This is a genomic window from Nocardia sp. NPDC046763, assembly GCF_040645495.1.
In the GTDB taxonomy this organism is placed as follows: Bacteria; Actinomycetota; Actinomycetes; order Mycobacteriales; family Mycobacteriaceae; genus Nocardia.
This window is the reverse complement of the sequence record NZ_JBEYYI010000026.1, coordinates 24,410-36,277: the sequence shown is the minus strand read 5'-3', so window position 1 is coordinate 36,277 and position 11,868 is coordinate 24,410. Positions and strand designations below refer to the sequence as shown.

The window sequence follows — 11,868 nt, the reverse complement described above, 5'->3', positions numbered from 1 at the left end:
CGCCATGCCCGACACCCATGTCACCGTCACCGACCACCCGGGAGCCGTGCCCGGCGGAGCTGTCGCGTCGGCGGCCGACACCACGGCCGTGCTCGCCGCCCTCCGCGAGATCTTGCCCGCGCTGCGCGACCGCGCGGCCAAAACCGAGCAGGCGCGCCGGATTCCGGTGGAGTCCATCGACGAACTGACCGAAACCGGTGTGCTGCGGCTGCTGCAACCCCGCCGCCACGGGGGATACGAGGCGCACCCGACCGAGTTCTACACCGCCGTCACGGAATTGGCCGCGGCATGCGGCTCCACCGGCTGGGTCGCCGCCGTGCTCGGCATCTCACCGTGGAACCTCGCACTGTTCGACACCGCCGCCCAAGACGAGGTATGGGGTGGTGATCAGAACGCTCGCCTCTGCTCGTCCTACGCCCTGACCGGCACCGCCACCCCGGTCGAAGGCGGGTACCGGCTCAGCGGCCGTTGGGGATTCGCCTCCGGCTGCGACCACGCGCAGTGGGTGCTGCTGGGCGCGCGCGTCATGGACGGCGACACCGCGGCCGGCTCCTGCACCTTCCTGGTCCCGGCCGCGGACTACACCGTCCTCGACGTGTGGCAGGCCGTCGGCCTGCGCGGCACCGGCAGCAACGACCTCGTGGTGGAGGACGTGTTCGTCCCCGACCACCGCGTGCTGGACTCCGGCTCGGTCGGCAAATGCGAGACCCCCGGCAACGCGGTGAACGATGGCCCGCTGTATCGGATCCCGTTCGGCTGCGTCCACACCAGCGCCATTACCGCCGCCATCATCGGCATGGCGCGCGGCGGCTACCACGCCCACCTCGACCAGCAGCGCGACCGAATCCGGGTCGCCCTGCCCGGCGACGCCACCAAGGACAGCGGCTTCACCGGCAGCGCCTTCCGCGGGGACCCGGCCACCCTCACCCGCATCGCCGAAGCCTCCGCCGAACTCGACGCCGCCTGGGTGTTGCTCACCCACAACATCGGCCGCCTCTACGACCTCGCGGCGACGGGCGCACCGATCACGCCACCGGAACGGCTGCGGCTGCGCCGCGACCAAGTACGGGGTACCGAACGCGCTGTCTACGCGGTGGACCGGCTGTTCGAGAACTCCGGCGGCCGAGCCTTGCGCCCGGACAGCGTGATCCAGCGCTGCTGGCGCGACGCCCACGCCGGACGAGCCCACGCCGCCAACGACCCCGAACGGGTTTACCGCATGTTCGGCTCCGCTGAACTCGCTGCCGCACAACCTGTTCCGCAGACAGCGCGGCGAGATTCGGGCCGGTCGGAGTCCGCTCCGGATGGGGCGGGGCAGGAGTCGGTCATGGTGGCCCCGGTTCCGGGGGTGACGCGGACGAATCCGGCGACGACAGAGGCTATTCCCGGCGCGAAGGCTGTTTCGGCGGCGGATGCGGCTTCCGGGGCGGAGGCGCGACGCTCGTGACCGCTCGCCTGGTTTCTCTTGTCGCCGCGCATCCGTGGGTGCGGTCCGCGTACTGGGACGCGAATCGCGAGGCGATCGTGGTGTATCCGGCCGACAGTGCGCTCGCGGTGCGGCCTGTGCCCGGGCCGCTGCTGAGCGAGCATCTCGAGCATTGGCGGCACGTCTACTCCTACGTGTACGCCGCCGCCGAGCAGCGCCACGGTGATGATCTGGACCTGTCCGGGTGGCGCGCTTCCGACACCGGTGCGCCGTTCGATCGTGCGCACATGCTCGAGTGGATCGACCACGCCGTGCGGCTCGTGCTGCGCGGCGGGCCCGAGACGGTGCTCGAAGTCGGTTGTGGCAGTGGGTTGCTCGCGCATCGTATTCATCCGCGCACCCGTGGCTATGTGGGACTCGATCCGGCCGAACCCGCGGTGGAACGGTTGCGCGCGCAGGCGCTGCCCGGGGTGCGGGTGGTGCACGCCGCCGCGCATCAGCTCACCGCGGCACCGGTCGTGGAGGCGCTGCGCTCGGTGGGTGCGGCCGCGCCGGACCGCATCGTGTTCAACAGTGTCACCCAGTGTTTTCCCGACGCCGCGTATCTCACGGCGGTGCTCGAGGACGCACTCGATCTGGTGGCTCCCGGCGGCGCGGTCGTAGTCGGGGATATCCGGAATCTGGCCAGCGCTGCTGAGTTCGCGCACTGGATCGAAGCCGCTCGGCATCCCGACGCCACCGCGGCGGAGCTGGCGCGGCGGGCCACTGCGCGCCTGTCGGCGGAAGAGGAATTGCTGTGCGATCCACGGTTCTTCGCGCGCCTGGCCGGCAAACACGAACGGATGGTTCGCGTCGCCTGCCATGCGAAGCCCATCGGCGCGGACACCGAGCTCACCCGATATCGCTACGATGTCGTCCTGACCGTGGACGCGCCCGAACCGGCAACGACACGCAACATGGCGTGGGACCAACTGCCAGGCAGCGCGAACGGGTCTTGGCCGGCTGCGCTGGCTACCGCCCTGCGCGACCCTGCGGTCCTTGTCGCGGCCATCCCGAATGCCCTGCTGGACAAGGAGAATCCGGCGGCGGTGACGCCTGCGCAACTCGCCGCGGTGATACCGCCCGACGCGGCCGTACTCCTGTACTCCGCGGATGGGCGGGTCCTCGCCGCGGGCCGACCGGAACAGCACGCCGGTGTCGAAGCCGTGGACGACAGCGGAGCCGCCGAGCTGTGCACCAACCCGCTCGCCCGGTTCGTACGTCTGCGCCTGCCCGAAATCCTCGCCGACCATCTCGAAGAGCAGTCGCTGATCGCGTCGGTGCCCGCCATTGTCGTCGCCGAGGAGTCCGTCGCCCCATGACCACCGCATCCGATCTCGACGTGATGTCCGCACTGCGCGCCGCCTGCCGGGGACCGGTCCACGCACCGGGCGACCCGGGCTACGACAGCGCGCGACGGCGCTGGAACACTGCCGTGGATCAGCACCCCGCAGCCGTCGTCGGCTGTACCGGAGTGTCCGATATCCGTGCGGCCGTGGCGTTCGCGCACCGACACGGATTGGCGGTGTCCGTGCGCGGCGGCGGGCACGAGGTCGCCAACCACGCCACCGCCGATGGCTCACTACTGCTGGATCTGTCAGCGCTGCGGACCGTCACCATCGACCCCGCCACCCGCCGGGCGGTCGTCTCGGCCGGAGTGACGTGGGTGGACCTCGACAAGGAATGTCATCGCCACGGTCTCGCGGTCACCGGAGCCGATGTGTCCACGGTCGGTGTGATCGGCACCGCGGTCTGCGGCGGCACCGGCTGGCTGCAACGATCGTTCGGATTCACCTGCGACAACGTGCGCTCCGCACAGGTGGTGCTGGCTGACGGCCGTCTGGTGCACGCCACGCCCGACCATCATCCCGAACTGCTGTGGGCGCTGCGCGGCGGCAGCGGCAACTTCGGCATCGTGGTCGCCCTGGAACTCGAGCTGCACCCGATCACTACCCTGCACGCCGGGACGCTGCTGTTCCGGCTCGACCAGGCGCGCACCGTCTTCCGGCGCTTCCGGGAACTGTGCGCGGAGGCTCCCGACGAGCTGGCGTTGCGCGCGACATTGCTGCACTGGCCGCCCACCGCGCCGGAAGGTCCGCCCATGGCTGCGATCACCGCGGCTTATCTGGGGCCCGAGCAGCGGGCCCACGATGTGCTGGGACGGCTGCGCCGCATAAGCCAACCGGAACTGGATCTCATCCGTCCGCTGGAATATCCCGAGCTGCAACGCAATACCGAACAGGCCTTCCACGACGGCCACGGGACCGCGACCGGCTCGGAGTGGCTGCGTGCTTTCGACGACACCGCCATCGACGCGCTGGTCGATCTGGCCACGCGCATGCCGACCCCGTACTCGCTGATCTCGGTGCACCAACTCGGCGGCGCGATACGGCGAATGCCCGCGCAGGCAACGGCATTCGGATTCCACGACGCCGCCTACCATATGGTGTTGTTCTCCGGCGGACCGCCGGGCACCGACCTGTGTGCGTCGCGGCAGTGGATCGCCGAGGTCACCGCGGCCGTGCAGGGCTGCTCGGCGGGCGGCCCGTACATCGGCATTCTCGACGACGCCGCGTCCCCGGAGCGGGTGCGCAGCGCCTATCCGCCCGCCACCTACGAGCGGCTGCGGCAGATCAAGGCCGAATACGATCCGGACAACACCTTCCGCTGCAATCACAACATCCCGCCGGCCGACTCGACCGGCAATGCGACCCATTCGGCCCCGGATGGCACGGATCAGCAAACGCGGCAGTTGCTTTCCGCACGTGGCGACCTGGATCGATTCGGCCTGCGCGCCATGACCGCGACACTGCTCCCGGCACTGCCCGAGGGCACGGCCCGCACAGAGGAGCAGATCGCGACGGCGCTGGGCGTCCATCCGCGCCACCGCTGGCTGGTGCGCCGCTGGCTGGCCGAGCTCACCGACCGCCGATGGATCCGTCACGATCCCGCGCGCGGATACACCGAACTGCGCGAAGGTGACACCCCCGAACGCGCGACCCTCACCCAGGTGTGCGCGGACTTCGGCTTCCCCGCGCGACTGGCACGGTTCTTCGACGAGGCCAACCGGCGGCTGCCCGAACTGCTGCGGGACCGAATCCTGGCCCAGGAACTGCTGTTCCCCGATGCCGACCTGCTCACCGCCGACGCGGCCTACCGGGACAATCCGATCAACCGCCACCTGAACACCGTGGCGGCCGAGCTCATTTCGCGTGCTGTCGACCGGCTGGCGCGAGACCGGCAGCCGGTCCGGATCCTGGAACTCGGTGCGGGCGTGGGCGGCACGACCGCCGACCTGCTCCCGATCCTAGACGGTAGGGCCGTCGACTACCACTTCACCGACGTGTCGCCATTCTTCCTCACCGCGGCCCGCGATCGCTTCGGCGCCTATCCGTGGGTGCGCTACGGCGAAGTCGACCTCAACAGCGACCTGCCCGACAAGCCGCCCTACGACCTCATCGTGGCCGCGAACGTGCTGCACAACGCCCACGACTGCGCCCGAATGCTGCGGCAGCTGCACGACCTGCTGCACCCCGGCGGCGAGCTGGTCTTCATCGAATCCTGCCGCGAACATTCCCAACTACTGACCTCGATGCACTTCCTCATGTCCGCGCGCCCTGGCCGGACCCGCGCGGGCGAGAACGACTTCCGCGCCGGAACGAACCGGATCTTCCTCACCGAATCCGAATGGCGCGCACAGCTCAGCGCCGCGGGACTGCCACCCCGCACGGTGCTCCCCGAGCCACACGAGACCCTGGCCGTGCACGGCCAGCGCATCTTCGCCGCCCGTAAGACGTCATGACCCACGAGGACGTGATGCGCACGCCGGCGCTCGGGCAGGTGTACCGCGCCCGTGACCATTACGAGGTCGGGCGCGAGAAGATCCGCGAATTCGCCCGCGCGGTACAGGATTTCCACCCCGCGCACTGGGACGACGCGACAGCGGGCACACTCGGCTACCCCGGGACGATCGCACCGATCACCTTCGCCTCCGCGACCATATCGGCAGCGCAGCGGGAACTGCTGCGTACGGCATTGGCCGGCTACGATCCAGCCCGGCTGGTTCAGGTCGAGCAGGAGATCCACTGCCACCGCCCGGTCGTCGCCGGCGACCGGCTCACCCACGAGATCACCGTGGACTCATGGCGAACCGTCGGCGGCGGCGACATCATCGCGCTCACCACCGTGATCGGCGACCTCGGCACCGGTCCGGTGCAGACCGTGCACACCACTCTCGCCGGACGCGGCGGAACCGAAGGGCAACGACTCAGTGCGATCGCGAAAAATATTGCCTTGCAGGAACTTCCGACACCACAGCCGGAACCGCCCCACACCTCGACCCGCAATCGGTCCTTCCCCGCGCGCTCGGCGAGTGGTTTGTCACGCAATACCCCTGCGGGACATCGCTTCCCGTCGCGGACCTTCCGGCTGACACGGGGCGAACTCATCAACTACGCGGGCGTCTGCGGCGACCTCAACCCGATCCACTGGAGCGACGACATCGCCCGCGCCACCAGCGCTCCCGGCGTCCTGACCCACGGCATGCTCACCATGGGCCTCGGCGGTGCCGCCCTGACCGTCTGGATCGGCCATCCCACGGCGATACTCGACTACTCCACGGTTTTCGCCAACCCCGTCCACGTCACCACGGGCCGAGCCGCGGAGATCGAATTCACCGGCACGGTCACAGCCGTCGATCTCGACGCGTCCCGCGCGACTGTAGCGCTTGTCGCGCATTGGGACGGGACGTCGATATTGGGCCGGGCCGCAGCCACGGTGGCTCTGATCGATTAGTACATCATATTCTGAATACAGAATAAGATGTACTATCGGCTTGTGGAAACCGTACTACACCGTGACGCGCTGGCCCGGTTCGGACATGCGCTGTCCGATCCGACGCGCACGCAGATCCTGCTGAGCCTGCGCACCGCCCCGAGCTACCCGTCCGAGCTGGCCGAGCGGATCGGTGTCTCGCGGCAGATCCTGTCGAATCACCTTGGCTGCCTGCGAGGTTGCGGGCTGGTGGTGGCCGTCCCGGAGGGGCGCAGGTCGCGCTACGAGCTGGCCGATCGGCGCATCGCACGGGCGCTCGACGATCTGCTCGGGCTGGTGCTCGCGGTGGATCCGGCGTGCTGCGCGGATGCCGGTACCGAAGGGTGCTGCTGATGACCCAGGCGCTGGGAATGCCGGCGCTGCCCTCGGGGGAGCGGCGGGCGGCGGCACGGCGCGCGGTGTTGACGCGGCGCATCCGGTGGCTGGTGGCGGCGACCATCTCCTACAACGTGATCGAGGCGGGCGTGGCGCTCGTTGCCGGCGCGCACGTGTCCTCGACGGCGCTGATCGGGTTCGGTCTGGACTCGCTCATCGAGGTGTCCTCAGCCCTGGCCGTCGCCTGGCAGTTCGCGGGATCCGACCCGCAGCGACGCGAGCGGGCCGCGCTGCGGGTCATCGCGTGCTCGTTCTTCGCGCTGGCCGCCTACATCGTCATCGACGCGATCCGAGTGCTGGCCGGAGGCGGCGAGGCCCAGCCATCCGTGATCGGAATCGGCCTCGCCGCAACCAGTTTGATGATCATGCCCGTGCTCTCGGGCGCGCAGCGCCGTGCCGGGCGAGAGCTCGGCTCGGTATCCGCGGTCGCCGACTCCAAACAGACGCTGCTGTGCACCTACCTGTCGGCGGTGCTTCTGGCCGGGCTGCTGCTCGAGCTCACGCTCGGATGGGCGTGGGCGGATCCGTCGGCGGCGCTGGTCATCGCGGCCGTCGCGGTCAAGGAAGGTTTCGCCGCCCGGCGCGGAGAGACGTGCTGCCCGGCACCCGTCACCGAAGCGAATTGCGCTGTCGCAGTGGGGGAGTGCTACTGCCGGGACTGACCGGTTCGGTCAGTGTTCGTCGTAGTGCCCGTCGTGCTGGGCGTGGCGATGACCGTCGTGGATGTAGTCGACGTGGTCGCCGTGCGGTACCGCGGCGTGCCCGCAGCCCTCGCCGTGGATGTGGTCGTGGTTGTCGTGGGCGGTGTGCGCGGTGGGTTCGCACTCGTCGTAGTGCCCGTCGTGCGCGCGGTGCAGGTGGCCGTCGTGCACGTAGTCGGTGTGGTCGTTGTGGGGTACGGCTACGTGTCCGCAACCTTCCCCGTGTGTGTGGTCATGGCCGGTGTGTGTCGCATGTGTCGACATGCTCATGATTCGTCTTCCTTTCCGATCGCAGTGTCTCCTCGTGCTCGAGCTGTACCCATCCTCACATGATTATGTGCGCATTTGTTGCTCGACATGTGGTCTCTGGCTCGGCTGGTATGCGGTCGTCCAGCCTGTTATCGTCAATGACAACGATTTTCAGTTCCAAGTTCGATGAGGGTTGCACGATGGCTGGTCCGGTTTTCAGCAAACGTTTTGTGGCGGTGGCGGTGTGCGCTGCCGCGCTGGTGGGGAGTGTGGCGGCGTGTAGCACGTCGTCGGACTCGTCCGGATCGAGCGGCAAGCTCGAGGTGGTGGCGACCATCAACGCCTGGGGCAGCATCGCCGCCCAGCTCGGCGGGGACAAAGTGCACGAGACCAGCATCATCGCCAATCCCGATACCGACCCGCACGATTACGAGGCCACACCCGCGGATGCGCGCACGGTGGCAGGTGCGAAGGTGTTCATCGCCAATGGGATCGGTTATGACGCGTGGGCGGACAAGCTGCTGGCGGCCAATCCGGGCAAGGACCGCATCGAGCTCACCGTCGGTAAGCAGCTGGGCGTGGCCGATGACGGGAATCCGCATCAGTGGTATTCGCCGGAGTCGGTGACCAAGGTCGTCGACGCGATCACCGCCGATTACAAGAAGGCCGATCCGGCCGATGCCGCCTACTTCGATGATCAGCGCACCAAGTTCGTCAACACTGCGCTGGCGAAGTACACGGGCCTGATCTCCGACATCAAGGCCAAGTACGCGGGCACACAGGTCGGGGCGAGCGAGTCGATCTTCTCGCCGCTCTCGGATGCGCTGGGGCTCAAGCTGATCACCCCCGCGGAGTTCTTGAAGGCCATCAGTGAGGGCACCGACCCGTCACCAGCCGACAAGGCCGCCATCGATCACCAGATCGCGACCAAGGCGATCAAGGTCTACGTGTACAACAGCCAGAACAGCACCCCGGATGTGCAGGCTCAGGTCGACGCGGCCAAGAAGCAGGGGATCGAGGTCAGCACCGTCACCGAGACCCTGGCTCCGGCGGATGCGACGTTCCAGGATTGGCAGTCGGCTCAGTTGCAGGCGCTGGAAGACGCGCTGCACAAGGCGACCGGCAAGTAGATGACCGGCACGAAGGCGAGGGCCGCGATGGACACCATCGCAGCCCCGCCGCAGTCTTTGCCTCCGCCGTCTTCCGCGCCCGTGGTCCAAATGAGGGGGATCGCGGCGGCGGTCGGCGGCAGGCAGGTCTGGTCCGATGTCTCGCTCGATGTGGAGCCCGGGCAATTCGTCGCTGTCCTGGGGCCCAACGGTGCCGGGAAATCCACACTGCTGAAGGCGATTCTGGGCCTGACACCCATCACGGCGGGCACCGTCGAGGTATTGGGCGGCCGGGCCGGGCGGCGCAATGCCGGGATCGGGTATCTGCCTCAGCGCCGGGCGTTCGATGCGAGTGTGCGGATTCGCGGCCTCGATATAGTCCGGTTGGGTCTCGACGGTGCCCGTTGGGGCATCCCGGTCCCGTTGCTGTCGAGAAGCATTGCGCCCCAACGCTATGCCGCGGCAAGGCAGCGGTTGCGGGAGGTGATCGAGCTGGTCGGTGCGAGCGCTTACGCGCACCGGCCGATCGGGCAGTGCTCCGGCGGTGAGCAGCAGCGGCTGCTGATCGCGCAGGCGCTGGTCCGTCGGCCGCGGCTGTTGTTGCTGGATGAACCGCTCGACAGTCTCGATGTGCCCAGCCAGGCCGGGATCAGCGCGCTCATCCGCGACATCTGCCGGCAGGAGAAGGTCGCGGTCATGATGGTCGCCCACGATGTGAATCCGATTCTGCCGTACCTGGATCGGCTGCTGTACCTCGCCCGCGGCACGGCGCTGAGCGGGCCGCCGGAAGAGGTGATCACCGGCGAGAAGCTCTCGGCGCTCTACGGCATCCGGATCGAGGTGTTGCGTGACAGCACCGGACGGCTGGTGGTGGTCGGGCAACCCGACATCGCGGCCGGGCACGCGCCCACCGAGCCCGACGCGGGGCCGCCGCGATGAATCCGACGGCGACCTGGAATCTGGTTGAGGACCTGCGGCGGATGCTGTCGTATCCGTTCATGGTCAATGCCCTGCGGGCGGGCACCATCGTCGCGCTCGTGGCCGGCGCGATCGGCTGGATCATGGTGCTGCGGCGCGAGAGCTTCGCCGGACACACCCTGGCCCTGGTCGGGTTCCCCGGCGCGGCCGCGGCCACATGGCTCGGAATCGCCTCCGGCTACGGATATTTCGGCGCATGCCTGGCTGCCGCGCTCATCATCGCGGCCCTGCCCCGGTCGATGCGCTCCCGCGGCGGTGGTGAGCAGTCCGCGGTGATCGGCACCGTGCAAGCCTTCGCCTTGGCGGCGGGCATGTTGTTCGTCGGCCTGTACAAGGGGTTCCTGTCCGGGCTGACCAACCTTTTGTTCGGCACGATCGCCGGTGTCACCGATGAGCAGGTCATACTGCTGCTCGCGGCGGCGGTGCCTTTCCTGCTCGCGCTGACACTGCTCGGAAGGCCGCTGCTGTGGTCCTCGATCGATCCGGAAGCCGCTGCCGCGCAGCGTATTCCGGTGCGGTTGGTGGGTGCGGCGTTCATGCTGCTGCTGGGTGTCGCGGCAGCGGCCACCAGCCAGGTCACCGGCAGCCTGCTGGTGTTCGCGCTGCTGGTCGCTCCGGCCGCGGCCGCCCACCAGCTCACCGGTCGCCCCGGCTACGGGATCGCCGCCTCGGTCGCGATCGCGCTCGTGGTCACCTGGGTGGGAATGGGATTCGCGTTCTTCTCACCGTACCCGATCGGATTCTGGGTGAGCAGTTTCGCTTTCGGCTGCTACCTGCTGTGCCTGGGCTGGCGGAAGTGGCGCGACCGCGCACAGTTGCACGCGCCCGCACAACGACAGGCCCCGCTGGAGGTTGCCGCATGAGCGCGCTAAATGGCATGTTCTCGCATCCGTTCCTGGTGCACGCCTTCCTCGCGGGCACCGCGGTGGCCGTATTGTGCGGTCTGGCAGGCTATTTCCTGGTGCAACGCGGTGAGGTCTTCGCCGGGGACGCGCTCGGTCACGTCGCCTACACCGGGGCCATGGCCGCCCTCGCTCTGGGCCTGAGCCCCCGTATCGGGCTGTTCGCCGCCACCATCGCCGCCGGATGCGCGCTCGGTTTGGGCGGGATCCGCGGCGGTACCGACGATGTGGCGATCGGATCGTTCTTCGCCTGGATGCTCGGCCTCGGCGTGCTGTTCTTGACCTACTTCACCACCCACCACAGCACCGGCAACGGCAATGCCAACGTGAACGTGTTGTTCGGTAGCATCTTCGGGATCAACGCCACCGCGGCCGCCACCGCCGCCCTCGTCGCCGCCGCAGCTGTCGGTGTGCTGTTGCTGATCGCGCGCCCGCTGTTGTTCGCCACCATCGATCCTGCGGTCGCCCGGGCTTCCGGTGTGCCCGTGCGCATCCTGGGCGCGGTGTTCCTGGCCCTCGTCGGAATCACCGTCGCCGAGGCCACCCCGCTGGTCGGCGCGGTCGTCGTGCTCGGCCTGCTCGCCGCCCCCGCAGCGGCCGCGGCCCGGCTCACCAACCGGCCCTGGACGGCCTTCTGGCTGTCAGCGGCATTGTCACTGCTGTCCGTCTGGACCGGCATCATCCTGTCCTACGAAATCCCGGTCGCCCCGGCCAGTTTCACCATCATGGCCGTCGCGACGTCCTGCTATCTCGCCGCTTTCCTCTTCGACCGCTTCCGAGGCCACCGATCACATGCCACCACGGGACTCTCGATCAGCTGACCCCGCCGCGGGCCGCGTCACCAAACGCCAGCGCGCGCTGCTCGCGCTGCTGGACCGCGACGACCGCTTCCGCAGCGCTCAGCAGCTGCACGCCGAGCTGCGTGCCGAGTCCTCGGTCAGCATCGGACTCGCCAGCGTGTACCGCATCCTGCATCGGCTCACCGAGCAAGAAACTCATCGAAGCCCAGCGCGCCGAGGACAGCGAATTCCTCTACCGGATTCGCCGCCACCGCGGCCACCACCACAACCTGCTGTGCCGAAGCTGCGGCCGCGCCGAACAATTCACCCTCGACGACCTCGAACACCACACCGAACACATCGCCCGCCACCACGGCTACACCAACCTCGACCACCACATCGACCTCTACGGCACCTGCCCCGACTGCGCATCAGCGACCGGATGAAACCGAGATGGCATTGACGCCGGAGGCCCGG

At 68.6% G+C, this 11,868-nt stretch carries 12 protein-coding genes and 1 pseudogene; 12 read left to right on the top strand and 1 reads right to left on the bottom strand.

The window, feature by feature from the left end; translation table 11 throughout:
• Positions 1 to 4: 4 nt before the first annotated feature.
• Genes hsaA through ABZ909_RS32700 form a run of 6 tightly spaced genes read left to right on the top strand, consistent with a single transcriptional unit; the run spans position 5 to position 7,335 of the window.
• Positions 5 to 1,447 (top strand): 3-hydroxy-9,10-secoandrosta-1,3,5(10)-triene-9,17-dione monooxygenase oxygenase subunit, encoded by a 1,443-nt coding sequence (gene hsaA / locus ABZ909_RS32725; RefSeq protein WP_357007416.1) that lies wholly within the window; start codon positions 5 to 7, stop codon positions 1,445 to 1,447.
• The gene (locus tag ABZ909_RS32720; RefSeq protein WP_357007413.1) at positions 1,444 to 2,787 is read left to right on the top strand and encodes a class I SAM-dependent methyltransferase; all 1,344 of its coding nucleotides are present in this window, start codon (positions 1,444 to 1,446) and stop codon (positions 2,785 to 2,787) included. The genes hsaA and ABZ909_RS32720 overlap by 4 nt, the downstream gene beginning before the upstream one ends.
• Positions 2,784 to 5,267, top strand: a complete 2,484-nt coding sequence (locus ABZ909_RS32715; protein WP_357007410.1) for an FAD-binding protein — start codon at positions 2,784 to 2,786, stop codon at positions 5,265 to 5,267. Before ABZ909_RS32720 ends, ABZ909_RS32715 begins: the two co-directional genes overlap by 4 nt.
• Entirely contained in the window at positions 5,264 to 6,259 is a 996-nt protein-coding gene (locus ABZ909_RS32710; protein ID WP_357007407.1) for a fused (3R)-hydroxyacyl-ACP dehydratase subunits HadA/HadB, read from the top strand. The genes ABZ909_RS32715 and ABZ909_RS32710 overlap by 4 nt, the downstream gene beginning before the upstream one ends.
• 42 nt (positions 6,260 to 6,301) lie before the next feature.
• A complete protein-coding gene (locus ABZ909_RS32705; protein ID WP_357007404.1) occupies positions 6,302 to 6,631 on the top strand; it encodes a metalloregulator ArsR/SmtB family transcription factor in 330 nt (109 codons plus the stop codon).
• A complete protein-coding gene (locus tag ABZ909_RS32700; RefSeq protein WP_357007401.1) occupies positions 6,631 to 7,335 on the top strand; it encodes a cation transporter in 705 nt (234 codons plus the stop codon). Before ABZ909_RS32705 ends, ABZ909_RS32700 begins: the two co-directional genes overlap by 1 nt.
• A 9-nt stretch (positions 7,336 to 7,344) precedes the next feature.
• Here ABZ909_RS32700 and ABZ909_RS32695 read toward each other — a convergent pair whose 3' ends face one another.
• Positions 7,345 to 7,644, bottom strand: a complete 300-nt coding sequence (locus tag ABZ909_RS32695; protein WP_357007398.1) for a hypothetical protein — start codon at positions 7,642 to 7,644, stop codon at positions 7,345 to 7,347.
• A 179-nt stretch (positions 7,645 to 7,823) separates the two neighbouring features.
• On the opposite strand from ABZ909_RS32695, the gene ABZ909_RS32690 reads away from it, so the two are divergent.
• From ABZ909_RS32690 to ABZ909_RS32665, 6 genes and pseudogenes are all read left to right on the top strand, one after another.
• Positions 7,824 to 8,753, top strand: coding sequence for a zinc ABC transporter substrate-binding protein (locus ABZ909_RS32690; RefSeq protein WP_357007395.1), 930 nt, complete (start codon positions 7,824 to 7,826; stop codon positions 8,751 to 8,753).
• 90 nt (positions 8,754 to 8,843) lie between these two features.
• Positions 8,844 to 9,671, top strand: coding sequence for an ATP-binding cassette domain-containing protein (locus ABZ909_RS32685; protein ID WP_357007392.1), 828 nt, complete (start codon positions 8,844 to 8,846; stop codon positions 9,669 to 9,671).
• Positions 9,668 to 10,573 (top strand): metal ABC transporter permease, encoded by a 906-nt coding sequence (locus ABZ909_RS32680; RefSeq protein WP_357007389.1) that lies wholly within the window; start codon positions 9,668 to 9,670, stop codon positions 10,571 to 10,573. The genes ABZ909_RS32685 and ABZ909_RS32680 overlap by 4 nt, the downstream gene beginning before the upstream one ends.
• Positions 10,570 to 11,433, top strand: coding sequence for a metal ABC transporter permease (locus tag ABZ909_RS32675; RefSeq protein WP_357007386.1), 864 nt, complete (start codon positions 10,570 to 10,572; stop codon positions 11,431 to 11,433). Before ABZ909_RS32680 ends, ABZ909_RS32675 begins: the two co-directional genes overlap by 4 nt.
• Positions 11,405 to 11,545, top strand: a pseudogene (locus ABZ909_RS32670) (transcriptional repressor); the annotation flags it as partial. The gene ABZ909_RS32675 and the pseudogene ABZ909_RS32670, both read left to right, overlap by 29 nt.
• Positions 11,535 to 11,837 (top strand): transcriptional repressor, encoded by a 303-nt coding sequence (locus tag ABZ909_RS32665; protein ID WP_357007383.1) that lies wholly within the window; start codon positions 11,535 to 11,537, stop codon positions 11,835 to 11,837. The pseudogene ABZ909_RS32670 and the gene ABZ909_RS32665, both read left to right, overlap by 11 nt.
• Positions 11,838 to 11,868: the final 31 nt, after the last annotated feature.

Coding starts and splice junctions, on each gene's coding strand:
- ABZ909_RS32695 (WP_357007398.1), bottom strand. CDS start 7,644: ATGAGCATGTCGACACATGCGACACACACCGGCCATGACCACACACAC.
- ABZ909_RS32680 (WP_357007389.1), top strand. CDS start 9,668: ATGAATCCGACGGCGACCTGGAATCTGGTTGAGGACCTGCGGCGGATG.
- ABZ909_RS32675 (WP_357007386.1), top strand. CDS start 10,570: ATGAGCGCGCTAAATGGCATGTTCTCGCATCCGTTCCTGGTGCACGCC.
- hsaA (WP_357007416.1), top strand. CDS start 5: ATGCCCGACACCCATGTCACCGTCACCGACCACCCGGGAGCCGTGCCC.
- ABZ909_RS32710 (WP_357007407.1), top strand. CDS start 5,264: ATGACCCACGAGGACGTGATGCGCACGCCGGCGCTCGGGCAGGTGTAC.
- ABZ909_RS32685 (WP_357007392.1), top strand. CDS start 8,844: ATGAGGGGGATCGCGGCGGCGGTCGGCGGCAGGCAGGTCTGGTCCGAT.
- ABZ909_RS32700 (WP_357007401.1), top strand. CDS start 6,631: ATGACCCAGGCGCTGGGAATGCCGGCGCTGCCCTCGGGGGAGCGGCGG.
- ABZ909_RS32690 (WP_357007395.1), top strand. CDS start 7,824: ATGGCTGGTCCGGTTTTCAGCAAACGTTTTGTGGCGGTGGCGGTGTGC.
- ABZ909_RS32715 (WP_357007410.1), top strand. CDS start 2,784: ATGACCACCGCATCCGATCTCGACGTGATGTCCGCACTGCGCGCCGCC.